Source organism: Mesorhizobium sp. B3-1-8, assembly GCF_006439495.1.
Classification (GTDB): domain Bacteria; phylum Pseudomonadota; class Alphaproteobacteria; order Rhizobiales; family Rhizobiaceae; genus Mesorhizobium.
This window is the reverse complement of record NZ_VFTK01000021.1, coordinates 59,147-84,036: the sequence shown is the minus strand read 5'-3', so window position 1 is coordinate 84,036 and position 24,890 is coordinate 59,147. Positions and strand designations below refer to the sequence as shown.

Sequence of the window (24,890 nt, the reverse complement as noted above, 5' to 3'; positions counted from 1 at the left end):
TCAGATAATCCGCGCGGCCAGGCGCCCGGCCCGGTATTTCAGGATTGCGGCGGTGACCCACGCACCTCAAACACTTTCGAGATAGGTCTCGATCTCGAAGTCGCTGACGTTGAGCGCGAAAGTGTTCAGCTCCTGGCGCTTGCAGGCGATGAAGGCGTCGCGCAGCACGTCCGGGAATATCTCCGCAACACGCGGACCGGTCTCGAAGGCGGCGATCGCCGAGGCCCAATCGGGCGGCAGCTTGGCGAGCGTCAGCCCCTGGCCCTCGCCGCCGGTCGGCTCGCCGGGCGAGAGCTGGCGCTCGATGCCGATCAACGCCGCGCCGAGGATCGCCGCCAGCACCAGATAGGGATTGGCGTCGGCGCCGGAGACACGATGCTCGATGCGGCGCGCGGCCGACGGGCCGCCCGGAATGCGTATCGCCACCATGCGGTTTTCATAACCCCAGGCGACGGCGGTCGGCGCATAGGAACGCGGCCGCAGCCGGCGGTAGGAATTGAAATGCGGCGCGAACACCAGCGTGCTTTGAGCCATCGCGGCAAGCAGGCCGCCAACCGCGTGGCGCATGGTGTCGGAGCCCTGATCCGAGCCGTCGTCGAAGATGTTGCGGCCGTTCTTGTCGAGGACGCTGAAATGGACATGGAAGCCGTTTCCGGCGCGTTCGCCATAGGGCTTGGCCATGAAGCAGGCGGCGAAGCCATGTTTGCGGGCAATGCCCTTGACGGTGCGCTTGAAGAGCACGGCGTCGTCCGCGGCGCGCAGGGCGTCGGGCACGTGGTTGAGATTGATCTCGAACTGGCCGACGCCGTTCTCGGCGATCGCGGTGTCGACTGGAATGTCCTGCATGCGGCAGGCTTCGTAGATATCGTGGATGAAGGCTTCGAAATCGTCGACCTCGTCGATCGAAAGCGCCGCGTCGGAATCGAGACGCCGCCCGGTTACCGGCGAAACCGGTCCGACAGGCCGCTGCGAGGTCGGATCGACAAGGTAGAATTCGAGTTCGGTCGCGGTGACGGGCGTCAGGCCGAGGGCGGCGTAGCGGTCGAGGATGCGTGCCAGCGCGCGGCGCGGATCGCCGAGGTAGGGGGCGCCGCTGTCGTCCGCCAGCCAGACCGGCAACAGCGCCGTCGGGTGCGCGGTCCAGTTGACGGGCAGTATGCCGCGCCCCGTCCAATGGCAAAGCCCGTCGGCGTCGCCGGTCGAGAACACCTGGGCGTTGCCTTCGATGTCCTCGCCCCATATGTCGAGCCCGATGGCCGAGTAGGGCATGCGCAGCTTGCCTTCGAGCGCTTTGCGCGCCTGCTCGACCGGAATGCGCTTGCCGCGCATGATGCCGTTCAGGTCGCACACCGCCGCCCGCAGGCTGTGGATGTCCTTCCTGCCGTCCAGCCACTTCAAAACGTCCGCAATCGCATCGCTCAATTTCCAGCCCTTTTCTAGGTGCTGTAGCCCTGTCGGCTACGATATCCAATTTTCAGCTTGTGAGTTCGTGAAGGCCAACACGGCTGCTGCCGGGTGGTTTTCCTTCATTTTTTCAAGTCACTAGCTGGGATATCGGGCGGCATTTCGGGTCCAAATTGTGCGATCTGCGATCGCAACATAGCGGGCCGATCGACGAAAGCCAAGCCGGATTCGAGGCCGGCTTGCCCGTCAGTGGCGCAGTTCCGGAAATTTCATCTGGCCGAGGATGTGGGCCGCGCCCTCGGCGATATCGCGCACGATCGCGGCGCGCGCCCTTTCGCCGTCGCCGGCCTCGATCGCCGCCACGACCTCCTCGTGGTGGTCGATGCCGAGAATGCCGGCCAGGTCATCCTCGAAGCCGACGTGCAGGTTTCGCAGGAAGGGGCCGACCTGCATCCATACCGTCTCGATCAGGAAGAGCATCTGCTCGTTGCCGCAATGGCGGTAGATCGAGAATTTGAAGTCATAGTTCTTGCGCAGATAGTTATCGATCCCGCCGCCGCGGGCGGCTTCCGTAAGCTCGGCGCAGTGGCGCCGGATCGCGCGCAGGTTGTTGCCGTTGATGAGTTTCGTCGCGAGCTCGGTGGCCGTGCCTTCCAGGATCGTGCGCACGGCGGTCAGTTGCTGGAAGCGGTCGGCCGAAATCAGCGGTACCTCGACGCTGCCGTTCGGCATCGGGCTCAGGGCTCTCAGCGCCTGCAGCCGCATGAAGGCGCTGCGCACCGGCATGTCGCTGGTGCCGAGCTCCTTGGCGAGCTTGCGCGAGGTCAGCTTCTGGCCAGGCTGGAGTTGCCCCGACATCAAGGCGCGCACGAGCTCCAGATAGACTTTCTCATGCAGGGGAACGGTATCGACAGCGGTCAGTCCGAATTGCGATTTGTCGGCCATTGGCGATGCGTTACTTCATCCGTCCTGAGATCTGTTTCGTCAGCTGATCCGCCGCCGGGATAGCTGGCCGGTCGTTTCGGCCGCACGATAGACGCTCAACGCGAACCGCCGCAAGGGCGGCCGGCGTTGCTATCCGATCCGCGCGTCGATGATCTCGACGAAGCGCGCGAAGAGACCCGCCTGCGACTTGATCTTGAGCTTGCGATAGATGTTGCGGCGGTGGACCTTGACGGTCCCCGGCACGATCCTGAGCGCCCTGGCGATCGATTCCGTGGAATGGCCCTGAAGCACCAGATCGACGACCTGTTTTTCACGTGAGGTCAGCGACAGGCTCTTCCAGATATGCGCGCGATCGAGTTCGTTGGCCGTTGCGATGGTCTCGCCGGAGGGCTGGGTCGAGACCTCTTCGGCAGGCAGGGACGGCCAGTGCTGCCTGCAGAAGCCGATCACCGCCGGCGCCATGTCGCGCAGCAGCCTGGCATCCGCCGTTCCGAACGGCCCGGTGGCGCGCAGCCGCATCAGCGACAGCACCAGCGCGTCCTTGCCGGCCAGCGGCACGAAGAAGCCGACTTCCTCGGCAAGGCGGGTCTGGCTGTAATAGGACCGGTAATATTCGCTGGCATAGAAGCGGTCGGGCGCAAGCTCGCGCATGCGCCAAAAGCCTTCCTTGCGCTCGACGGCGGCGTGATGGAAGGGGTCGAGCAGATAGGGTCCTTCCTGATAGAGCGCGACGAAGATGTGGCTTTCGGCCGGCGAGAAGGTCTCGAACAGGAGCGGCGGCCTCGCGGCGCCGCGATAGCCGAAGATCACGCAGTGGTCGAAACGGACGTGCCCGCGCAGCCAGCCGACGATAGCCTTGCCGAAATGGTCGCCGCCGGTCTCGCGCGACGCGGCGATGACGGTGGCCAAGGCGTTGTAGTCGTCACTGCGGGAAGCGGCCAACTCATACCCCTCCAAACGATAAAATCGGCTAAATATACCACCTGCGAGGTATATACTAGGCGGCATTGCCTCTGCTAGCGTCAAGACATTGCCTCACGCTGTCGCTGGAGCCCGTGGCTTGACTGCAGTGCCCGATATCGAATTTCGCGCGGTTACCAAGCGCTACGGCGCGGTCACCGCGGTCAGCGGCATCGACCTTGCCATCCCGCCTTCCGCCTTCGTCGCGCTGCTCGGCCCCTCAGGCTGCGGCAAGACGACCTGCCTTCGCATGATCGGCGGCTTCGAGCAGCCGAGCGAAGGCCAGGTGCTGATCCGCGGCCGCGACATGGCCGGCACGCCGCCCTACCGGCGGCCGGTCAACATGGTGTTCCAGCAATATGCGCTGTTCCCGCATCTCGATGTCGAGGAGAACATCTCCTACGGGCTGCGCCAGGCGAGACCCAGGCTGTCGTCGCGCGATATCTCCTCGAGGGCCGGCGAGGCGCTGGCCATGGTGCAGCTCGCCGGCTACGGACGCCGCAAGATCCACGAGCTTTCCGGCGGCCAGCAGCAGCGCGTGGCGCTCGCCCGCGCCCTGGTCAACAAGCCGGCGGTGCTGCTCCTCGACGAGCCGCTGGCGGCGCTCGACAAGAAGCTGCGCACCGACATGCAGATCGAGCTGCAGAACCTGCAGCGCGAGATCGGCATCACTTTCGTGCTGGTCACCCACGACCAGGAGGAAGCGCTGTCGATGAGCGACTTCGTCTGCGTCATGAATGGCGGCCGCGTCGTCCAGATCGGACAGCCAAGCGAAATCTATGACGAGCCGGCCGACCTGTTCGTGGCGGATTTCGTCGGCAAGACCAATCTCGTCAGCGGCAAGGTGGCCGGGCTCTCCGGCGATTTCGTCGATGTCACGCTTGCCGACGGCACTGTGATTTCGGCGCGCAAGCGGGTGCCGCTCAGCCGCGGCGAGGCCGTATCCGTCAGCCTGCGGCCGGAATCGCTCAGCCTCTCAGCGCCCGGAGGCGGCAGCCTGAAAGGCATCGTCCGCAACCGCATCTTCCTGGGTTCGACGGCGGAATACGCGATCGAGGTCCAGGGTATCGGATCGCTGCTCGCCAAGGCCGATCACGTGATCGGCCAGGGCAATCTCTTCAAGCCGGGCGAACCCGTCGCCATCGGCTTTGCCGCCGGAACGCCGCTGGCGTTTCCGGGACCCAAGAACAACGGGACCAACCAGAGGGAAGACCAACATGCCGAAATCCTATCGTGACAGACTGCCGATAAGCCCCGATAAATTCGTCGACCAGTTGATGCGCCTGAAGCGCGGCTCGATCAGCCGGCGCGATTTCCTCGGCCTCACCGGCCTCGGCGTCGCGACCGCGGTGATGGCGCGCGAGCTCGGCATCATGCCGACGCCAGCCTTTGCCGCTGAGAACCTCGGCGACCGCATGTCGATCGCCACCTGGCCGAACTACCACGACCCGCAGACCTTCGAGAATTTCAAGGCCGATACGGGCGTCGCCGTCGAGGTCAACGTCTTCGGCTCCAATGAGGAGATGCTGGCCAAGCTGCAGGCCGGCGGCTCGGGCTGGAGCCTGTTCGTGCCGACCAACTACACCATCTCGACCTACAAGAAGCTCGGCATCATCGAAGCCCTCGACATGGCCAAGCTCGGCAATTTCGATGGCAAGTCGGAAGATGCACGCTTCACCGCCGAGGGCACGATCGACGGGACGACCTACGCTGTGCCGAAGAACTGGGGCACGACCGGTTTTGCCGTGAACACCAAGAAGCTCACCAAGCCGATGTCGAGCTGGAAGGAATTCTGGGACACGGCGATGGCCGAAGGCGACGGCCGCACGATGGTGCACGACTATCAGCTGACCACGATCGGCAATGCGCTGAAATATTACGGCTACTCCTTCAATTCGCTGAAGCAGGACGAGCTCGCCAAGGCGGAGGAACTGCTGCTCAAGGTCAAGCCGCACCTGTTCGCGGTATCGAGCGACTATCAGCCGGGAATGCGCGCCGGCGATGCCTGGATGACGATGTGCTGGACCAATGACGGGGCGCAACTCCATCGCGACATCCCCGAAATCGCCTATGTGCTCGGCAAGGAAGGCGGCGAGATCTGGACCGATTTCTACGCGATTCCGAAGGATGCGCCGAACAAGCCGGCCGGCTACGCGCTGCTCAACTACCTGATGAACCCGAAGGTCGCGGTGAAGGAGCATCTGGCCAATGGTGCGCCCTCGACCGACGCGCGCGTCAACGCGCTGCTGCCGAAGGAAGTGCTGGACAATCCCATCCTCTATCCGGCCGCCGACCTGTTGAAGCCACTGGAGTTCGGCGCCGCCGCAACGCTCACCGATCCGGGCCGCGCCGAGCTGATGGCGCGCTTCAAGTCGGCTTGAGCGGGAACGGCCACAAACCCGAACCAGACAATGCGACCGGCGGACGAATGTCCGCCGGCTCCCAACCGGCTTTATCGATGCGCGGCAGTCTCTTTCGCAAAAACCTCATGACGGCGCTGCTGCTTGCTCCGGCGGCGCTGTGGCTGGTCGTCTTCCTGGTGCTGCCGTTCGTCGCCATCGCCATCTTCAGCGTCGGCGAGCGGGCGCCGGAGGGCGGCTACCAGGCCGCGCTGACCTTCGCGCAATACGCCAACCTGCCGGCACGGGCAACCGCCTTCTGGAACACGATGGTACTGGCGCCGGCCGGCGCGCTTGCCTGCCTGCTCGTCGCCTATCCGGTCGCCTATTACCTTGCGCTGCGCGCGCCGCAGCGCTGGCGGCTGATCCTGCTTGCGCTGATCGTCATCCCGTTCTGGACCAGCCTTCTGATGCGCACCTATGCCTGGATGTACATTCTTGGCGGGCGCGGCATCCCGGCTTTGCTCGCCTATGTCGGCATCGAGGATCTGAGGCTGATCAACACGCCGGGCGCGGTTCTGCTCGGCATCGTCTACGGCTATTTGCCGCTGATGATCCTGCCGATCTATGTCAGCCTGGAGCGGCTCGACCGCCGGCTGCTGGAGGCTTCCGCCGATCTGGGTGCGACACCGCTGTCGACTTTCCTCGGTGTGACGCTGAGGCTGTCGCTGCCCGGCGTCATGACCGGCTTCTCGCTGGTGATGATCCTGCTGCTCGGTGAGTACCTGATCCCGACGCTGCTCGGCGGCGGCAAGGTGTTTTTCATCGGCAACGCGCTGGTCGATCTCTTCCTGCAATCGCGCAACTGGCCGTTCGGATCGGCCATCGCCATCACGCTGGTGCTGGTCTCGGTCGTGGTGCTGATCGTCGCCAATCGCATCTCGACCCGGCTCTCGGGCGCACGCCGGGTGGACCTGATCTAATGCGTGCCTTCGTCTTTGCCGTCTTTGCCTTCCTCTATCTGCCGATCGCGCTGGTCGTGCTGTTCTCCTTCAATGCCGGGCATCATGCCAGCGAGTTCACTGGCTTCTCGGTGCAATGGTACGGCAAGGCGCTGTCCAATCCCTTCCTGGTCGAAGCGCTGAAGAACAGCCTGTTCATCGCCACGACGAGCGCGCTGCTCGCGGCCTTCTGCGGCACGGCTGCGGCGCTCGGGCTGCAGCGCGTCGGCGCGCGGACGCGGGCGCTGTTCGACGCGCTGCTGGGCGCCGCGATCGTCGTTCCGGGCGTCGTCATCGGCATCTCGACGCTGGTGGCGCTGGTGCAGCTCTTCGCCGTCCTCAATCCGTTCCTCGCTTCGCTGTGGCCGACCGACCAGCCGCCGCGGCTCTCGCTCGGCTACGGCTCGATCATCGCCGCGCACGGATTGTTCTCGATGGCGCTGGTGACGATGATCGTCGGCACGCGGCTCAGCAGCCTCGACCGCAATCTGGTCGAGGCCTCGAGCGATCTCTATGCCACGCCGCTGACGACGTTCCGATCGATCGTGCTCCCGCAGATCATGCCGGCGGTGATCGCCGGCTTCCTGCTCGCCTTCACCTTCTCCTTCGACGACTTCATCATCGCCTTCTTCGTCGCCGGCGCGCAGACGACGCTGCCGATCTATGTCTTCGCCTCGATCCGGCGCGGCGTGACGCCGGAGATCAACGCCATCGCGACGATCGTGCTCTGCGCATCCGTCCTGCTCGTACTGCTTGCGCAATGGCAGCTTGGCCGTCGAAAGCCATCGCCTTGAAAGACCAATCCATGATCTTGAAAGACCGTATCGCCGTGGTGACGGGCGCGGGGTCGGGCATCGGGCGCGCCGGGGCGATGATCATGGCCAGGGAAGGGGCGCTCGTGGTGATCGCGGACCGCGATCCGGCGGCGGGCGAAGCCACCGCCTCCGGCATCCGCGACGCCGGCGGCCGCGCCGAGGCTGTCGCCACCGATGTCGGCAACGACACGGCCGTCGAAGAACTCATCCGGGGAACGCTCGGCAAGCATGGCCGGATCGATATCCTGCACAGCCATGCCGGCATCCAGGTCGGCGGCACGCTGACGGAAGTCGGCACCGACGGCATGGACGCCTCATGGCGCATCAATGTGCGGGCACAATTCCTGGCGGCGAAGACCGTCATGCCGGCGATGATTGCCCAAGGTGGCGGCGTCATCCTCAACACGGCGTCCAATTCCGGTGTCTTCTACGACCGCGAGATGATCGCCTATGCCACGTCAAAGCACGCCGTGGTGGCGATGACCAGGCAGATGTCGCTCGACTACGCCAGGCACAATGTGCGCATCAACGCGCTCTGCCCGGGCTGGGTCGACACGCCGTTCAACGAGCCGTTCATCGCCCAGATGGGCGGCCGCGACGCGATCGAAAACTATGTCCGCACCAAGATCCCGATGGGGCGCTGGGCGAACGCGGAGGAGATCGCCGAAGCGATCCTGTTCCTCGTCTCCGACCGCTCGTCTTTCATGACCGGGCAGGCGCTGGTCGTCGATGGCGGCGAGAGCATCGGCTGATCTGGTCCAGCAAAGCGGGCTTGCGCCGGCGACGATGATCGGTCAAACCATAATTCCACCTTTAGTGAGACCCGTCATGCAAGTTGCAAAACAGCAATACCGCGAAAGGCATCCGATTTTTGCCTGCGGTATTTCGTTTGCGCGCTCGGGGTATCGCTGATCATGCGCTGCTGCCGTCACGAGAACCTGCAGCGCGCGAAGGAGACCAAGGTCGGCTCGCATGTCGTCCGCGACGGCTGGACGGAAGGTGTACAGGGCGCTCCGCACCCGGCCTTTCGGCCGGTCATCAGGCGGGCGTCCGTTCTCGGATAACGCAGCTTAGATAACGCCCTACCCGGAACGGACATGCCCGCCGAAGCGATCTCCTTCGTACGGACATGACCAATGCCTGACAATCTGAACACCTCATTCCCCGGCGCGGACACGCAAGGCTGGCTGAAGACGCACGCGATCAACGAAGTCGAATGCTTCGTGCCCGACGTCAACGGCGTGCTGCGCGGCAAGACCTTGCCGGTCGCCAAATTCCTCAAGTCGCTCGAGGACCGCGCGCTCTATCTGCCGAGCAGCGCCTTCCTGGTCGCCATCGACGGCCGCTATTCCGGCTCCATCGACGAGGGCTTTGCCTATTCGGACCCCGACATGCGCATGGTGCCGGACACTTCCACGCTGTGCGTCGCGCCCGGCAGCGCTGGAAAGGCCTATGTCTTTGCCGACACCTTCCATATGGACGACCGGCCGTGGATGGCCTCGCCGCGCCATGTGCTGAGGTCCGTGCTCGACCTTTACCGCCGGCGTGGCTGGCGCGCGCTGATGGCGCCGGAGCTCGAATTCTATCTCACGGCGCCGAACCCCGATCCGGATCGCCCGATCACCGCGCCGACCGGGCGCAACGGTCGGCCGGAAAGCGTGCAGCACCCTTACGACATGCAGGCGATGGAGGAGTTCGAAGCAGTGACGCGACGGATCTACGAACATGCCGCCGTCACAGGTCTGCCGCTCGACACGCTGATCCACGAATCCGGCACGGCGCAGCTCGAGATCAATCTCCTGCATGGCGATCCGCTGGTGCTTGCCGACAAGGTGCTGTTGTTCAAACGCCTGGCGCGCCAGGCGGCGCAGGCGAATGGCATGCACGCCACCTTCATGGCCAAGCCGATCGCCGCGCAGGCCGGCAGCTCGATGCATCTGCACATGTCGATCGTCGACGAAGCGGGCGAGCCCTTGTTCGCTGGCGAAGACGGCGAGGACACCGGGATGTTCGCGCAGTTCATCGGCGGCCTGCAGAAATACATCCCCGAAATCATGCCGCTGTTCGCGCCCAACGTGAACTCCTACCGGCGCATCCGGCCGAACCACAGCGCTCCCGCCAACATCGAATGGTCGCACGACAACCGCTCCTGCGGTCTGCGCGTGCCGATGGGCGGGCGCGCCGCGCGGCGGATCGAAAACCGGCTGCCGGGGGCGGACGCCAATCCCTACCTTGCCATGGCCGGCTCGCTGATCGCCGGCTATCTCGGCATCGAGGAGAAGCTTACGCGCTCGGAAGAGGCCTTTGGCAATGCCTATAAAAGCAAGAGCACACTGCCAAAGACGATGGAGGAGGCGCTCGACCGCTTCGCGGCCTGCGAGCCCGTGCGGGCGCTGCTCGGCGAGGATTTCTTCCAGACCTATCTGCGCGTGAAGAGCGTCGAGCTCGACCTGTTCCAGAGCGTCGTGACGTCCTGGGAACGCGACCATCTGTTGCTCAAGGTGTGACCATGGCTTCGCGTTCGACAGGTTTCAATTCCGGTCTCGATATCGGCAAGTCCTATTATGTCGCCACCGCCCATCCGGCGCCCGACCATCCCGCACTTGCCGGCGATGTCGAGGCCGATCTGGTAGTGGTCGGCGGCGGCTGCACCGGCCTTTCGGCGGCGCTGCATGCGGCCGAGCGTGGTCTTAAAGTGGTGCTGCTCGAAGGCGGCAAGATCGGCTGGGGCGCCTCGGGTCGCAATGGCGGCCAGATGATCCCGGGCCTGCGCAAGGGCGCCAGGGGCCTGGTCAAGAGCTTTGGGCCGGAACGGGCAAAGGCGCTGTTCGACCTCGCCTTCGAGGCGCGCGGGCTGGTGCTCGACATCATCGAGCGTCACGGCATCGACTGCGATCTGCGCCAGACCGGCCATCTGGTCGGCGCCGTCAGCGCTTCGGATGTGCGCGACTTCGAGCAAGAGGCCGAATGCCTCGCCAAGGTGATGAAGTTCACCGATGTCGAGATCCTGTCGGCTTCGCAGGCGCGTCAGATGGTGGATACGCCCTATCAGGGCGCGGTCTACGAAAGGCTCGGCGGCCATATGCATCCGCTGAACTACACGCTGGGGCTTGCCCGCGCCGCGTCCGCCGCCGGTGTCGTCATCCACGAGAACTCGGTTGCCGTCCGGCTGGAGCGGGAGCCGTCGATCCGGGTGCTCACCGACAAGGGTTCGGTCCGCGCCAGGCATGTGGTGCTGGCCGGCGATGCGCTGCTCAAGGGATTGGAGCCGCGCGTCAACAGCCGCATCATGCCGGTCGGCAACTATATCGTCGCCACCGAGCCTTTGGGCGAGCGCGATGTCATCCCGGCGAATGTCGCGGTCTCGGACACGCTGTTCGTCGTCAACTACTACCGCATGTCGGCGGACGGCCGCCTGCTGTTCGGCGGTGGCGAGCGCTACACGCCGTCGCCGCCGGCCGACATCGCCGGCTTCGTGCGGCCGCATATGGAAAAGACCTTTCCGCAGCTCCAGGGCTGCCGCATCGATCATGCCTGGGGCGGTCTGGTGTCGGTGACGACGTCGCGCCTGCCGCATGTCGGGCATTATGGCGAGGTCTATTTCGCGCATGGCTATTCCGGCAAGGGCGTCATCCTGTCGACGCTGTCGGGCAAGCTTCTGGCGGAAGCGATCACGGGCGATGCCTCGCGGCTCGATCTGTTCTCGACGCTGACGCCGCTGCCGTTCCCGGGCGGCACGGCGCTGCGCGGTCCGCTCTATGTGCTCGGCATGCTGTGGTATGCGATGCGCGATCGGCTCAGACACTGACGCTGGCTTTCCTGTCCCCGGCGTGGCTAATGTCTCCGCGCCGGGGGCCTTGAGAGGGAAGGGCGATGAATATCGAGCCGGGCCGGCTGACGAAGAAAGAGCGACATGAGCTGATCCTGTCGGAGGTGCGGCGCTCGGCCTCGATCCGCATCTCGAAGCTTGCGCGCCGGATCGGCGTCGCCGGCGAAACCATCCGCCGCGACCTGATCGAGCTCGGCGAGGCGGGGCTCATCAACCGCACCTATGGCGGCGCCACCATTTCGCTGGTGACGTCGGAACCGGTGATCGCCGAACGCGGCCTTACCATGGTCGAGGAGCGGGCTCGCGTCGGACGCGGCGCCGCCGGACTGATCGAGCGAGGCCGCATCGTGATGATCGATGGCGGATCGACCACCTACGAGGTCGCGCGCAGCCTGTCGCAGCTCGGCAGGGATCTGACGATCATCACCAACTCCGTCGGCGCCGCCTCGGTGGCCGGCGCCAATCCGACCTTTCGCGTCATCCTTTGCCCAGGCACCTATGACAGCCGCGAGGCCGCGGTGCTCGGCGAGGACACGGTCGAATTCGTGCACCGCTACAATGCCGACGTCGCCATCATCGGCGCCTCGGCGCTGAATGCCGAAGGCCCGAGCGACATGATTTCGGGCGCCGCGGCGGTGAAGCGCGCGATGATAGGACGATCGTTGTCGACGATGCTGGTCGTCACCAACGACAAGTTCGGCCGCAGCGGCCTCGAACGCGTCTGCGCGCTGAGCGAGATTTCCGACGTCGTCACCGACAGCGAGCCGACGGCGGCACTGCGCGCCGCGATCGACGAGGCAGGCGGCGAGCTGCACGTCTTTGCCGAGAGCTAAAGCGCGTCGCGATCTTTCAGATCCGCTCCGTGCGCCTAGGGCTTTGATTTTACGCATGTCTTTGTTCCGAAACCGGTTCCCACTTTCGGGAGACATGCTTTAATTTCGTGGCTAAGCGTCTCGATTGGTCAGCGCGATGTGGCAGCAGCCGGGGCCATGGCCCGGTGTCCAGGTGACATTGGCGAAGCGCACGCCGGTCGCCTCGAACAGGCCGCGGTCGAAGGCGCCGGCGATGCGGCAGAGCGTGGCGAGTTTCTCCTCGCCGACGCCGGCCTCGACCCAGGCATCCTTCAGCGGGCAGCGCTTCACCTTGAAGGCAATGTGGTCCTGCCCTCGCTCGACATCGGTGGGATACATGCGCCCGCCATCCGGGCTGACGGCGAGAAACGCTTCGCCGATCGCCGGCGCGTCATTGGGGCCGAAGCCGGCGAAGGCCGCCGCCGCGACCTCCCGGCCGCGCTTCTCGATGCTGCGGATCATCACCGCCTCGGCCCTCTCGGCGCCGAGCTCGGCGGTCAGTTCGTCGAGGAAAAGGCGGTAGAGGTCGGCGCGGTTGCGGAAGGCGGAGTCGAGCTCGCCCGACAACTTTTCGGCTCTGGCGGATTCGAGATCGGTCATGGTGAGTCCTGATTGGTTCTTACAAGCTTCGGCGTCGCCGCCACCAGCGCCTTGCCGATCGCCGATTGCGGGTTGGCGATGACGGCGCGGGCATCGCCGCTCTCGGCGACCCTGCCGGCATCGAGGATGATGACGCGGTGCGCCACGGCACGGATGACGCCGAGGTCATGGGAAATGAACAGATAGGCGATCCGTTCCTGTCTTTGCAGGTCGAGCAGCAGTTCCAGGATCTGCCCGCGCACCGATACGTCGAGCGCCGACACCGCCTCGTCAAGCACGATCAGCGACGGCCGCGTGGCGATGGCGCGGGCGATCGCCACGCGCTGGCGCTGGCCGCCGGAAATCTCGTGGATGGCGCGTTGGGCAAGGCCTGAATCGAGGCCGACGCGCTCGAGCAGCGCCGCGATCCGGCGCGGGCGTTCCGCGCGCGAGGCGATGTTGTGAACGCGCAAGGGATCGTCCAGCACGCGCGCCACCATGGCGCGCGGATTGAAGGCGGCGAGCGGATCCTGGAACACCATTTGCAGGCGAGCGCGGCGCGCGCGCAGCGCGGCGCCCGACAGCGCGAGGAAATCCAGGCCTTCGAAGTCGATGCGGCCGGCATCGGGCTCGATCAGACGCAGCACCAGCCGCGCGATGGTGGATTTGCCGCTGCCGGAGGGACCTGCCAGCGCCAGCGTTTCGGCCGCCTCGATCTTGAAGGACACGTCGTCGACCGCCGCGAAAGGCCTGCCGCCACGATGGTAGCGCTTGGCGAGACTGGAGACGGCAAGCACGCTCATGACGAGGCGCCTTGCCGGCCGAGCAAAGGCTTGGCGTCGAGGCCGAGATGGGCATCGAGCAGGGACCGTGTATAGGCATGGCGCGGCGCGTTGATGATCTGGTCCGTCTCGCCGAGCTCGATCGGTTCGCCGTGGCGCAGTACCGCGATACGATCGGCAAGCGAGGCGGCGAGCGCCATGTCGTGGCTGATGAAAAGCAGCGTCATGCCGTCCTCGGCCACCAGCCTGCGGATCAGGGCGACAATCTCGGCCTGGACGATGGTATCGAGCGCGCTAGTGGCTTCGTCGGCGATCAAGAGCTTGGGTCCGGCAGCGATGGCGGCGGCGATGGCAACGCGCTGCTTCTGGCCGCCGGAGAGCTGGTGGGGATAGGCGTGGAGGGCCGAGTCCGGATCGGGGAGACGGACGCGTTCGAGGAGGGTTTTGGCCTTTGCGAGGGCCTGCGGCCAGTTCAGGTTAAGGTGGGAGTGGGCGACTTCGGCGATTTGTCTGCCGACCGGCATCACCGGATCGAGGCTTGAGGAGGGGTCCTGGAAGACGAAGCCGATGTCACGGCCGAGGCGGGGTGCCTGGTTTTCGCCAATCGTGGATAGGTCGCGTTCTGTCGCGCCCCCCTCTGTCCTGCCGGACATCTCCCCCACAAGGGGGGAGATTGAACTGTCGCGTCTGCTTTCGCCAATGGCCGGCGTTGCAAAAGGAGAGCCGGCGACGGAACTGCTGACCTCCCCCCTTGTGGGGGAGATGTCCGGCAGGACAGAGGGGGGCGCGAAGGAACGGGACGATCGAGGTTTCTGCCACTCAATCGAACCTTCGATCTTGGCCGACCTCGGCAGCAATCCCGCAATCGCCAGCGCCAGCGTGCTCTTGCCGGACCCGCTTTCGCCGATGATCGCCAGGCGCTCTCCGGCGGCGATCTCCAGGCTGACGCCTTTCAACGCTGCCACCTCAACACCATCGCGTCGGTAACCAACCACCAGATCGCGTATCGAAAGCAGCGCGGTCACGACAGGCTCCTGCGCACGGCGGTGCTTTCCACCACGCCTTCGCCGGCGAGGTAGACACCGAGCACCGTCAGCACGAGCGCCACGCCGGGAACGATCGACAAAAACGGCGCGGTTCGCAGCACCGTGCGGCCCTCGGCGATCATGCCGCCCCAGGTGACGCGGTTGGGGTCGCCGAGGCCGAGGAAGGAGAGCGCCGCTTCGGTGAGGATCGCTGCCGCGACGATCACCGAGGACAGCGCCAGCACCGGCGGCAGGGCATTGGGCAGCACTTCGCGAAAGGCGATTTCGAGCGGATGCATGCCGATGACGCGGGCGCCGGCGACATAGTCGCGCTCGCGGATCGACAGGACTTCCGCGCGTGCCACCCGCGCCGGTCCGGTCCAGGCGCCGAGCGCGATCGCCGCGACGACGACGCCGAGCGAGGGGCCGACAATGCTGACGAAGGCGAGCGCCAGCAGGAAGCTCGGCACGGTCTGGAAGGCGTCGGTGACGCGCATCAGCATTTCGTCGATCAGGCCGCCGGCAAAGCCGGCCAAAGTGCCGATCACCGCGCCGATCAGGAGCGCCGCGGCGGCCGCCGCCAGGCCGACCGCCAGCGAGGTGCGGGCGCCATGGAACAGCTCGGCCAGCACGTCGCGGCCGAGCCGGTCGGTGCCGAGCGGCAGCGACCAGTCCTGGAACGGCGGCAGCAGCGCCTGCCCGGCGATCGCCTGCGGGTCGCCGGGAAACAGCAGCGGCGCCGCCAACGCCATCACGATGAGCAGGGCCAGGATGATTGCGCCGGCGATTGCTTCCGGCGTGCGCAAGAAACGACGCAGCCGGTTCATGCGCCCGCCTCGCCGGCGCCGACGCGCGGATCGAGGAAAGCGTAGGCGAGGTCGACCAGGAGATTGATGACGATGACGAGGACGGCGCTGACCAGGATGATGCCGAGCAGCAGCGGCGTGTCGCGCCCGGCGACGGCTTCCTGCGCCAGGCGGCCGAGGCCCGGCACGGCAAAGACGCTTTCGATGACGACGCTGCCGCCGAGCATCTGTGCCGATTGCAGGCCGAGCATGGTGACCAGGGGCAGCAATGCGTTGCGGGCGACATGGGCAAGCACGATGCGGCGACGCGACAGGCCTCGCGCACGAGCGGCAAGCACGAAATCCTGCCGCCATGCCTCGGCCATGCCGGCGCGCATCATGCGCAGATAGAGCGCCAGATAGATGAAGCCGAGCGCCGAGACCGGCAGCACGAGATGGGTGGCGATGTCGGCGGCCCGCGCCAGTCCGGTCTTGCCGGAGGCGATGGTCTCGATGCCGCCGATCGGCAGCCAGCGCAGGTCGACGGCGAAGACGACGATGAGCACAAGACCGAGCCAGAAGCCGGGCACGGCATAGAGCGCCAGCGAGCCGATCGACAGGAAGCGGTCGCGAAAGCTGCCGGGCCGGGCACCGGCATAGATGCCAAGCGCCGAGCCCAGACCGAAGGAAAGCGCGGTCGCGCTGCCCATCAAGACCAGCGTGGTCGGCAGGCGCTCGAGGATGACATCGCGGATCGGCCGCGAGAAGGTGACGGACTGACCAAGGTCGAGATGCAGCAGCGCCCAGAGGTAGTTGGCTAGCCGCGTCAGTTCCGACTGGTCCAGGCCCCAGCGGTGCCGCAGCAATTCGATCATGCCGGCATCGCCACCGGTCGAGACGATATAGGCGTCGACCGCGTCGCCGGGGGCGGCTTCGAGCAGCAGGAAGCTGCCGATGACGACGATCAGCAGCACGAAGACGCTGCCGACGAGACGGCGGCGGAGAAGCGTGAGAGCGCGCGTCACGCGCGTCTCGAAGGTTTGGAGAAAGGCTCGCTATAAGAAATGCCGAGCCCAGGCACCCCCCTCTGTCCTGCCGGACATCTCCCCCGCAAGGGGGGAGATTGGCTGTCATCAACGGCTTCGCCAATCTCCAACTTTGCGGAACTGGCGGGACGGACAAGCTGCTGATCTCCCCCCTTGCGGGGAAGATGTCCGGCAGGACAGAGGGGGGTTGGCGGGAACTCGGTCTTTGCCCAAGTTCCCATTCTCTCGCGAATTCTCATCCGCGCGAGTGTGTCACGATTCCAAATAAGTGTCCGCCCAGTTCGAAACCGCCCAGCGCGGGTTGTTGGCGATGTTGCCGACCGTGTCGCGCGCGACAGAGATGAAGCTCCATTCGGCGACGTTGATCAGTGGCAGATCGGCGGCCACCTTCTTCTGGAACTCCTTGTAGAGCTCGGTGCGGGCTGACGTATCGAGCGTCTCCGAAGCCTTGGCGATCAGCGCGTCGAGGTCGGCATTCTTGTAGCCGCCCTGGTTGGAGAAGGGCACGCCGTCCGGAATGCCGCTCTGCACCAGGATGGTGGTGGAAATCGCCGGGTCGCCGCGGAACACCGGCGGGCCGACGGCGAGGTCGAAGGCATGGTCGGTGTAGACCGCCTTGATATGGGCCGCCGAGTCGTTGTTGACGATCTCGGCGTCGATGCCGATTGCCGCGAGCGCCTGGCGCAGATAGTCGCCGAACTGCTTCGTCTCGTTGAAGTAGGGCGCCGGCAGCAGCTTCAGCGCAAAGCGCTTGCCGTCGTCGGCGCGCCTGTAGCCAGCCTCGTCCAGCAGCGCATTGGCCTTGGCGACGTCGAAAGCATAGGTCTGCACGTCGGCGGTGTAGAATTGCGGATCGTTTTTCGGCACCGGGCCGGTGGCGGTCGCGGCGTAGCCGAGGAAGATCGTCTTGACGACGAAATCCTTGTCGATGGCATGCGTGATCGCCTGCCGCACTTTCAGGTCGGCCAGTTCCTTGCGACGGTGGTTGATCTCGACGACGAGCTGGTAGGTCAGCCCCTCATAGCCCTTGGTGATGACCTTGAGACCCGGCACCTTGGAAATGCGGTCGAGGTCGGCGAGCGGCACGGCGGAGAAGGCGGCAAGCTGGATCTCTTCCGCCTCGAGCGCAGCGGCGGCCGAGGTGCGATCGGGGAGCACCTGGTAGACGATCTCGTCGAGATAGGGTTCGTCCTTGCCCCAATAGGCGTCGTTCCTGGCCAGACGGTAATATTGCCCGGCCTTGTATTCGGCGAACTTGAACGGGCCGGTGCCGACCGGCGCGTTGTTGGCCGGATTGTCCTCGATCTTGCCCACCTCATAAAGGTGCTTCGGCACGACGCTCGACAGCGCCGGCAGCGCGTTGCGGATCAGCTGGAACGGCGTCGGCTTGGCGAATTTGAAGACCGCCGTCAGCTCGTCCGGCGTGTCCACGGCCTCCAGGTCCTTGAACACGGTACGGCCGAGATTTTGCAGCGGCTTCCAGATCTGCAGCGCCGAGAAGGCGACGTCGGCGGAGGTGAACGGCTTGCCGTCATGCCATTTGACGCCATCGCGCAACTTGAAGGTCACCGACAGGCCGTCGGCGGCACCTTCCCAGGAAAGCGCCAAGCGCGGTTCGAGCCCGTCCTTGCCGTCGAAGGAGGCTTCGGCCAGCGTCTCGACGATCTTGCTCGAGATGAAGAAGACACCGTTGGAGGCGACGATCGCGGGATTGAGGTTGCGCGGCTCGGAATCGGCGGCGAGGATCAGCCGGCCGCCCTTCTTTGGCGTCTGCGCGAAGCCGATCGTCGGCAATGCGGTCGAGGCCAGAAGCAGCGCCGAGCCGGCCAGCAGGCCGCGGCGTGAAATCGTCAATTCGGACATCGCTCAAACTCCCCTCTTCACGCCGTGGCAGGCGCGGCAATCCGGTGATTATGGCCCTTGGCAAAGGTTTCGCCAGAGACGGATTTGGCGCATCATGGCTTGGCTTTGAAATTTCCGTCCGCTGGACCAGCCGGCCGAAAGAGGCTCTCATGCTCTATTTGGTAGGACCACATTGTAGAGAAGCAGGATCGGGATCGAGCAGAAACCGCCTTTAGCGCGAAAGTGATCAATTCTGGCTGGACCAGAGTGGTCAAAATGATGCAGATTTGGCTGACAGCCATAAATCATGACGTTCGGCGCTCCTGCGGCCGATGAAAAACAGGGAGAGGCAGATGAACATCGCTCCGGGCAAAGCCGAGGTCAGCAGCGTTCCGTTCGACCAGGCGCGGGTGGACCGGCTGATGGACGAGGCCGGCATCGACGTGCTCTTCGCCACCTCCAAGCACAACACCCAATATCTGCTCGGCGGCTACAAGTTCATCTTCTTCGCGGCGATGGATGCGATCGGCCACAGCCGCTATTTGCCGATCGTCCTCTACGAGAAGGGCGGGCCGGAACATGCGGCCTATATCGGCAACAAGATGGAGGGCGGCGAGCACCAGAACCATCCGTTTTGGACTCCGACCTTGCACGCGGCCTGCTGGGGCACGCTCGATGCCGCCAATCTGGCGGTGGAGCATCTGCGCCAGATCGGCAGGTCGGCGGCCCGCATCGGCATCGAACCGGGTTTCCTGCCCTCCGACGCTTATATGCTGATCCGCAAGGCGTTGCCGGATGCCAAGCTGGTCGATGCGACCGACATGCTGGAACGCATGCGCGCCATCAAGACCGAGGCGGAGCTGGAGCAACTGCGCATCGCCTCCGAGCTGATCACCGATTCCATGCTGGCAACGATTGCCTGGGCGCGGGAAGGCACGAGCAAGACCGACATCATCGAGCAGCTCAGGCGCGAGGAGACCAATCGCGGCGCGCATTTCGAATATTGCCTGCTGACGCTGGGCTCCAGCCACAACCGCGCCGCGTCCAGCCAAGCGTGGAAGAAAGGCGAGGTGATGTCGATCGATTCCGGCGGCAACTATCACGGCTATATCGGCGACCTGTGCCGCATGGGTGTGCTCGGCGAGCCGGATGCCGAGCTTGAGGATCTTCTGACCGAAGTCGAAGCGGTGCAGCAGGCGGCCTTTTCCAAGGTCAAGGCGGGTATACTGGGCGGCGACATGATCGCGCATGCGGAGAGCGTGCTGAAGGCCTCCAAGGTCGCGACCTACACGGATTTCTTCGCCCACGGCATGGGGCTGATCACCCATGAGGCGCCGTTCCTGATGACCAACCATCCGGTCGCTTATGAAGGCACCTATGCGGCGAAGCCGCTGGAAAGGAACATGGTGCTGTCGGTCGAGACCACCATGCTCCATCCGTCGCGCGGCTTCATCAAGCTGGAGGATACGGTTGCGGTGACCGACAGCGGTTATGTGATGTTCGGCGACCGCGGGCGCGGATGGAACCGGGGCGGGGCTTCGTAGCCAAAGATCGGCGCTGCCCCTCATCCGCCCTTCGGGCACCTTCTCCCCGTGGAACGGGGAGAAGGAAAGTTCGTCACTCCCCCGCCGGCAGCAGCCTGAAATCAGGCAGGTCGCGCAGCGCCAGCTCGGGCCCCGCGGGCGAATAGACGACGAAAAGCTGCATCGGCTGGTCGCCGGTGTTGAGTGTCGAGTGGAAGCGGCTTTCCGGCACGTAGATGGTGCAGCCGGGGCCGACTTTCGCCACCACCGGATTGCCGTTCTCGTCCTCGACCATCTGCTCGCCATTGCCGGAGATGACGAAGATGATCTCTTCGGCGCCCGGATGGTTGTGGCGGGTGTGGCCCTTGCCCGGCGGCAGGTCGACGACGCCGCCGGAAAAGCGAGCGGCGCCGTTCACTTCCGGCGCCACGGTCAGCGACAGCTTGCCCCAGTCGAAGCCGAAGGCGCTGACATCCTTCGGGTAGACGAACACCTTGCTCTTGTCGGCCATTGCCTCATCCCTTCCTTTTCGTTTTTGTCGGGGCATCGGATTTCCCCAAAACCGGCTTCCACTTTTGGGTCCGATGCCCCAGCGCGACCGCCTTGAAGTCCGCCGTCTGCCTGGCGATTGCTGCCTCGGCCGGCAGCCGCTCCATCGAGCTTGCGCCATAGAAGCCGTGCAGCCCCCCGCAGCGCTCGAGGATATAGCGCGCGTCGTCGGGCATCGAGATCGGCCCACCATGGCAAAGCAGGATGACGTCCTTGCGCACCGAGCGCGCGGCGTCGGCGATGGCGTCGATCTCCTTGACGCAGGCGTCGAGCGTTTTCGCCGAGGTGGCGCCGATCGAGCCGCCGGTCGTGACGCCCATATGGGCGACGACGATGTCGGCGCCGGCTCGCGTCATGGCGCGCGCTTCGTCCGGATTGAAGACGTAGGGCGTGGTCAGGAGATCGAGCTTGTGCGCCTCGGCGATCATGTCGACCTCGAGGCCGAAGCCCATGCCGGTCTCCTCGAAGCTTTGGCGCATGGTGCCGTCGAACAGGCCTACGGTCGGAAAATTCTGCACGCCGGAAAAACCCATCGTCTTCAGTTCGGCCAAAAGCAGCGGCATGATGACGAAGGGGTCAGTGCCGTTGACTCCGGCCAGCACCGGCGTCTTCTTCACCACCGGCAGCACTTCATAGGCCATCTCCTTGACGATCTCGTTGGCGTTACCATAGGCAAGCAGGCCGGCGGCCGAGCCGCGCCCGGCCATGCGGTAGCGACCGGAATTGTAGATGATGATAAGGTCGATGCCGCCGGCTTCCTCGGCCTTGGCCGACAGGCCGGTGCCGGCGCCGCCTCCGACGATCGGCACGCCATCGGCGATCATGTTGCGGAATTTTTCCAGGATCGTTTTGCGGGGAATGGCGGCCATGCTTGTCGTCTCTCAGTTTTTGGCGATGTCGAGGAACGCCTCGGCGGCGGCCTTGGCGAATGCGGGGTCGTTGATGTGCAGCGGCAGGCGCGTCACGGTGCGGTCCGTGGTCGGCTCGATCGTGCGCTCGATGGCGTCGAACAGTGCCGCGTCGGCGTCCGGATCGAAGAAGGCGCCGCCTTCCATATCCAGCGCCGACACGCCGTTTTCCGGGATCAGGAAACGGACCGGGCCGCCGCACCGGGCGAGGCGGCCGCCGATCCATTCACCGATCCTGCGGCATTCCTCGGCCGTGGTGCGCATCAGCGTGACGTTGGGGTTGTGCTCGTAGAACAAGCGTCCGCGATAACGATCGGGGATCGTGGCCGGCGCCCAGAAATTCACCATGTCGAGGGCGCCGACCGAGCCGACATAGGGCAGCTTCGCGCGGGCAATCGCGCCGAAGCGATCCTCGGTCGCGGGCAGCACGCCGCCGAACAGGAAGTCACAGACTTCGGTCGTGGTGATATCGAGGACGCCGGCCAGCAGACCGCTGTCGGCGAGCTTCTCCATCGAGCGGCCGCCGGTGCCGGTGGCGTGGAAGACCATGCAGTCATAGTCGGCGCGCAATCGGTCGACGATCGCGGTCACACAGGGCGTGGTGACGCCGAACATGGTGAGCCCCAGCGCCGGCTTGCCGGCGGCGGCCGGGGCGGGCTTCGCGGCCATGCCGGCGATAGCCTGGGCGGCATTGTGCAGTACCGTGCGGGAGAGCCTGTTCAGTCCCGCCATGTCGGTCACCGACGGCATCATGACGATGTCGGAGACGTCGACGTAAGGCGCGGTATCGCCGGAGGCCAGCGTCGAAACCATGAGCTTCGGCAGGCCGAGCGGCAGCGCGCGCATGCCGGCGGTGACGATCGACGTGCCGCCGCCGCCGCCGATGCCGATGATGCCGGCGATGTCGTTGCGCGACCGGATGAAATTGACGAAGGCGGCGCCCATGCCGGCGACGGCGCCGCCGCGGTCATCGAGGCCGAGAACCGCGCCGGCTCCCTTGGCATGATGCGCGGCGACCTCGCTTGCGGGGATGTCGACCGGGACAGTCGCGCCGCGCGTGCCGATATCGACACGCATGACCGCGCCGCCGGCCTTGGCGACGGCATCGGCCAGGAAGGCGAGTTCCTCACCCTTGGTGTCGGCGGTGCCGACCACATAGATGCGCCCCATCGGTGGTTCCCCGTCATCCGGCATGTCCGGCATCGCCGTCCGCCTTTTTTTGCCCCACCCTTAAGCTCCTCGGCACAAGCCTCGTCGCTGGTGGGACCCCATATCGCCTGGCGTTGCCATTGCAAATTTTTGAGACGCGCGTATCGTATTGATATGGATGTCTCACGTCAACAAGCCGCCGCCAACGATGATGCCGCCCAGGCGCCGGCCATCGAGAAGGGGCCGCGCGCCCGCACAAGGCGACTGATGCTGGAGACGGCGACGAGGCTGATGCAGTCCGGCATGACCCCGTCGGTCAGCGAGGTCGCGGAGGCGGCGGAGGTGTCGCGCGCGACCGCCTACCGTTATTTCCCGAGCCAGGCGGCGCTGGTGCAGGCCGTGGTCGACGAAGGGCTCGGCCCGATCCTGACCTGGAAGTCGGCGTCCGACGATGCCGAGCGGCGCGTGGCGGATCTCTTCGCCACCGCGATGCCGCGCATCGAAGCCTTCGAGGCGACCTTCAAGGCGGCGCTGAAACTGTCCCTCGATCAATGGGCACGGCGCGAGGCGGGCACGCTCGGATCGGAACCGGCCTTAAAGCGCGGCCATCGCGTCGACTTGCTGAAGGATGCGATCGCGCCGCTCAAGGGGCGCTTGAAGCCGCGCCAGCTCAAGCGCCTTGCCCAGGCGCTGTCGCTGGTGTTCGGCGTCGAGGTGGTCACGGTGTTGAAGGATATATGGGGGCTGGACAGCGCCGAGATGATGTCGGTCGCGCAATGGGCGGCGGGCGCGCTGGTGCGTGCCGCGATGATGGAATCGGAGGCGAAATCGGCGATGTCCAAGGCAACAACGGCCTAAATCTGGTTCGACCAGATTAAGGGGACAGTTTGGAATGCTAATTGTGATGGGCAGCCTGTGGCAAGGGCTCTGCATATCAAGGAGTAGGAAAAGCAAAGGAAAACAGGCGGATATCGTAATGTTTCGCTTTTTCGGCTACTGCTGGCCACTTAAGAAAGCGCTTGACGCCAAGCCGGAATTGGTAATACCAGATCAAGACAGATAAAGCGGATCAAAAAGTGAAGGCTGCGATCCATTTCCGGCAGGGCGACGAGGCCTGGAACCGGAGGGGCGCCATCACAGGAGGAACTACCAGGGCCGGCTTTCGCTGCCAGCCCGCATGAGACGGTAGAATGCGCACAAGGGAGGAAAACTATGCGCAAGTTAGTGACCAGCGTGCTTGCTGGTGTCGGCCTGGCGCTTGCCTGCGGGACATCCGTGCACGCGCAGGAAAAGTCGCTCACCATCTTCTGGGCGGAATGGGATCCGGCCAACTACCTGCAGGAACTCGGCAACGAGTATGAGAAGGAAACCGGCGTCAAGATCACGGTTGAAACCACGCCGTGGTCCGACTTCCAGACCAAGGCTTTCACCGAGTTCAACGCCCATGGCGACGCCTATGACCTCGTGGTGGGCGACTCGCAGTGGCTCGGCGCGGGCTCGACCGGCGGCCACTATGTCGACCTGACCGACTTCTTCAACAAGTACAACCTCAAAGAAGTCATGGCGCCGGCGACGGTCAAATACTACGCTGAATATCCCGGCAACAGCGGCAAGTACTGGGCAATCCCGCTCGAGGGCGACGCCGTCGGCTGGTCCTACCGCAAGGACTGGTTCGAGGACCCGAAGGAAAAGGAAGCCTTCAAGGCCAAGTATGGCTACGACCTCGACGTGCCGAAGGATTTCAAGGCGCTGCGCGACATCGCTGAATTCTTCTACCGGCCGGACCAGAAGAAATACGGCATCGCCATCTACACCGACAATTCCTATGACGCGATGGCGATGGGCTTCGAGAACGCCCTGTTCTCCTACGGCGGCGAGCTCGGCGACTACTCCACGTACAAGGTCGACGGTATCGTCAACTCCGACAAGGCCGTCGCGGCACTGGATGCCTACAAGGAACTCTACAAGTTCACGCCTCCGGGCTGGGCCAAGTCGTTCTTCGTCGAGGACAACCAGGCGATCACCGAGAACCTCGCGGCGATGAGCATGAACTACTTCGCCTTCTTCCCCTCGCTGATCAACGAGTCGTCAAATCCGAACGCCAAGAACACCGGTTTCTTCGCCAATCCTCCGGGACCGAATGGCGACCAGTTCGCGGCTCTCGGCGGCCAGGGCATCTCCATCGTCTCCTATTCGCAGAAGCAGGACGAGGCGATGAAGTTCCTGGAATGGTTCATCAAGGACGACACCCAGAAGAAATGGGCGGCTCTCGGCGGCTATACCTGCAGCGCCGCGGTGCTGAAATCGCCGGAATTCCAGAGTGCAACGCCGTATAACAAGGCCTTCTACGAGACCATGTTCAAGGTGAAGGACTTCTGGGCTGTGCCGGAATATGCCGAACTGCTGCAGCAGCTCAACCAGCGCGTCTATCCCTACATGATCGGCGGCTCGGGCACCGCCAAGGAAACGCTGGACGCGCTTGCCGCCGACTGGAACGCGACCTTCAAGAAATACGGCCGCGTGAAGTAACCGACATGCCTCACGGAGGAGGCTTCTCA

23 protein-coding genes are annotated in these 24,890 nt (G+C 64.8%); 11 read left to right on the top strand and 12 right to left on the bottom strand.

Features of this window, described 5'->3' with window-relative positions; translation table 11 throughout:
- Positions 1–66: 66 nt before the first annotated feature.
- From FJ424_RS20190 to FJ424_RS20180, 3 genes are all read right to left on the bottom strand, one after another.
- Positions 67–1,422, bottom strand: a complete 1,356-nt coding sequence (locus tag FJ424_RS20190; RefSeq protein WP_140654361.1) for a glutamine synthetase family protein — start codon at positions 1,420–1,422, stop codon at positions 67–69.
- A 228-nt stretch (positions 1,423–1,650) separates the two neighbouring features.
- The gene (locus FJ424_RS20185; RefSeq protein WP_140654363.1) at positions 1,651–2,349 is read right to left on the bottom strand and encodes a GntR family transcriptional regulator; all 699 of its coding nucleotides are present in this window, start codon (positions 2,347–2,349) and stop codon (positions 1,651–1,653) included.
- A 129-nt stretch (positions 2,350–2,478) separates the two neighbouring features.
- Positions 2,479–3,291, bottom strand: coding sequence for a LuxR C-terminal-related transcriptional regulator (locus FJ424_RS20180; protein ID WP_226892117.1), 813 nt, complete (start codon positions 3,289–3,291; stop codon positions 2,479–2,481).
- A gap of 118 nt (positions 3,292–3,409) precedes the next feature.
- Here FJ424_RS20180 and FJ424_RS20175 point away from each other — a divergent pair, with 118 nt between their 5' ends.
- From FJ424_RS20175 to FJ424_RS20140, 8 genes are all read left to right on the top strand, one after another.
- Positions 3,410–4,546, top strand: a complete 1,137-nt coding sequence (locus FJ424_RS20175; protein WP_140654367.1) for an ABC transporter ATP-binding protein — start codon at positions 3,410–3,412, stop codon at positions 4,544–4,546.
- On the top strand, positions 4,527–5,690 hold the full coding sequence (locus tag FJ424_RS20170) for a spermidine/putrescine ABC transporter substrate-binding protein (RefSeq protein WP_140654369.1): 1,164 nt from the start codon (positions 4,527–4,529) through the stop codon (positions 5,688–5,690). Before FJ424_RS20175 ends, FJ424_RS20170 begins: the two co-directional genes overlap by 20 nt.
- 47 nt (positions 5,691–5,737) lie before the next feature.
- Entirely contained in the window at positions 5,738–6,631 is an 894-nt protein-coding gene (locus tag FJ424_RS20165) for an ABC transporter permease (RefSeq protein ID WP_181182053.1), read from the top strand.
- The gene (locus FJ424_RS20160; RefSeq protein ID WP_140654373.1) at positions 6,631–7,443 is read left to right on the top strand and encodes an ABC transporter permease; all 813 of its coding nucleotides are present in this window, start codon (positions 6,631–6,633) and stop codon (positions 7,441–7,443) included. Before FJ424_RS20165 ends, FJ424_RS20160 begins: the two co-directional genes overlap by 1 nt.
- A gap of 11 nt (positions 7,444–7,454) precedes the next feature.
- Positions 7,455–8,216 carry a glucose 1-dehydrogenase gene (locus tag FJ424_RS20155; RefSeq protein ID WP_140654375.1) on the top strand — a complete coding sequence of 254 codons (762 nt, stop codon included), beginning with the start codon at positions 7,455–7,457 and terminating at the stop codon, positions 8,214–8,216.
- 384 nt (positions 8,217–8,600) lie between these two features.
- Positions 8,601–9,971 (top strand): glutamine synthetase family protein, encoded by a 1,371-nt coding sequence (locus FJ424_RS20150; RefSeq protein ID WP_140654376.1) that lies wholly within the window; start codon positions 8,601–8,603, stop codon positions 9,969–9,971.
- A 2-nt stretch (positions 9,972–9,973) separates the two neighbouring features.
- Positions 9,974–11,272, top strand: coding sequence for an FAD-binding oxidoreductase (locus FJ424_RS20145; protein WP_140654378.1), 1,299 nt, complete (start codon positions 9,974–9,976; stop codon positions 11,270–11,272).
- A 65-nt stretch (positions 11,273–11,337) separates the two neighbouring features.
- Positions 11,338–12,126 carry a DeoR/GlpR family DNA-binding transcription regulator gene (locus FJ424_RS20140; protein WP_226892118.1) on the top strand — a complete coding sequence of 263 codons (789 nt, stop codon included), beginning with the start codon at positions 11,338–11,340 and terminating at the stop codon, positions 12,124–12,126.
- 111 nt (positions 12,127–12,237) lie between these two features.
- Here FJ424_RS20140 and FJ424_RS20135 read toward each other — a convergent pair whose 3' ends face one another.
- The 6 genes from FJ424_RS20135 to FJ424_RS20105 form a co-directional block, all read right to left on the bottom strand.
- Positions 12,238–12,744 (bottom strand): L-2-amino-thiazoline-4-carboxylic acid hydrolase, encoded by a 507-nt coding sequence (locus FJ424_RS20135; protein WP_140654380.1) that lies wholly within the window; start codon positions 12,742–12,744, stop codon positions 12,238–12,240.
- Entirely contained in the window at positions 12,741–13,526 is a 786-nt protein-coding gene (locus tag FJ424_RS20130; protein ID WP_140654382.1) for an ATP-binding cassette domain-containing protein, read from the bottom strand. Before FJ424_RS20130 ends, FJ424_RS20135 begins: the two co-directional genes overlap by 4 nt.
- Positions 13,523–14,530: an ABC transporter ATP-binding protein gene (locus FJ424_RS20125; RefSeq protein WP_181182054.1), complete on the bottom strand. Its 1,008-nt coding sequence runs from the start codon at positions 14,528–14,530 to the stop codon at positions 13,523–13,525. Before FJ424_RS20125 ends, FJ424_RS20130 begins: the two co-directional genes overlap by 4 nt.
- The gene (locus tag FJ424_RS20120) at positions 14,527–15,357 is read right to left on the bottom strand and encodes an ABC transporter permease (RefSeq protein ID WP_140654384.1); all 831 of its coding nucleotides are present in this window, start codon (positions 15,355–15,357) and stop codon (positions 14,527–14,529) included. The genes FJ424_RS20125 and FJ424_RS20120 overlap by 4 nt, the downstream gene beginning before the upstream one ends.
- Positions 15,354–16,340, bottom strand: coding sequence for an ABC transporter permease (locus FJ424_RS20115; RefSeq protein WP_140654385.1), 987 nt, complete (start codon positions 16,338–16,340; stop codon positions 15,354–15,356). The genes FJ424_RS20120 and FJ424_RS20115 overlap by 4 nt, the downstream gene beginning before the upstream one ends.
- A gap of 273 nt (positions 16,341–16,613) precedes the next feature.
- Positions 16,614–18,224, bottom strand: a complete 1,611-nt coding sequence (locus FJ424_RS20105; RefSeq protein WP_140654387.1) for an ABC transporter substrate-binding protein — start codon at positions 18,222–18,224, stop codon at positions 16,614–16,616.
- A gap of 332 nt (positions 18,225–18,556) precedes the next feature.
- Between FJ424_RS20105 and FJ424_RS20100 the strand changes: the two genes are divergently transcribed.
- A complete protein-coding gene (locus FJ424_RS20100) occupies positions 18,557–19,747 on the top strand; it encodes a Xaa-Pro peptidase family protein (RefSeq protein WP_140654389.1) in 1,191 nt (396 codons plus the stop codon).
- A 73-nt stretch (positions 19,748–19,820) separates the two neighbouring features.
- On the opposite strand, the gene FJ424_RS20095 is transcribed toward FJ424_RS20100, so the two are convergent.
- The 3 genes from FJ424_RS20095 to FJ424_RS20085 are packed head-to-tail and all read right to left on the bottom strand — an operon-like array spanning position 19,821 to position 22,353.
- Entirely contained in the window at positions 19,821–20,237 is a 417-nt protein-coding gene (locus FJ424_RS20095; RefSeq protein WP_140644648.1) for a cupin domain-containing protein, read from the bottom strand.
- Between the two features lie 4 nt (positions 20,238–20,241).
- Positions 20,242–21,144, bottom strand: a complete 903-nt coding sequence (locus FJ424_RS20090) for a phosphoenolpyruvate hydrolase family protein (RefSeq protein WP_246677307.1) — start codon at positions 21,142–21,144, stop codon at positions 20,242–20,244.
- 12 nt (positions 21,145–21,156) lie between these two features.
- The gene (locus FJ424_RS20085) at positions 21,157–22,353 is read right to left on the bottom strand and encodes a Tm-1-like ATP-binding domain-containing protein (RefSeq protein ID WP_140654391.1); all 1,197 of its coding nucleotides are present in this window, start codon (positions 22,351–22,353) and stop codon (positions 21,157–21,159) included.
- Positions 22,354–22,506: 153 nt separating this feature from the next.
- Here FJ424_RS20085 and FJ424_RS20080 point away from each other — a divergent pair, with 153 nt between their 5' ends.
- Both FJ424_RS20080 and FJ424_RS20075 read left to right on the top strand, forming a co-directional pair.
- Complete coding sequence (locus FJ424_RS20080; protein WP_140654393.1) at positions 22,507–23,190, top strand: TetR/AcrR family transcriptional regulator; 684 nt, start codon at positions 22,507–22,509, stop codon at positions 23,188–23,190.
- Positions 23,191–23,544: 354 nt separating this feature from the next.
- On the top strand, positions 23,545–24,861 hold the full coding sequence (locus FJ424_RS20075) for an ABC transporter substrate-binding protein (RefSeq protein ID WP_140644645.1): 1,317 nt from the start codon (positions 23,545–23,547) through the stop codon (positions 24,859–24,861).
- The last annotated feature ends 29 nt before the right edge of the window (positions 24,862–24,890 follow it).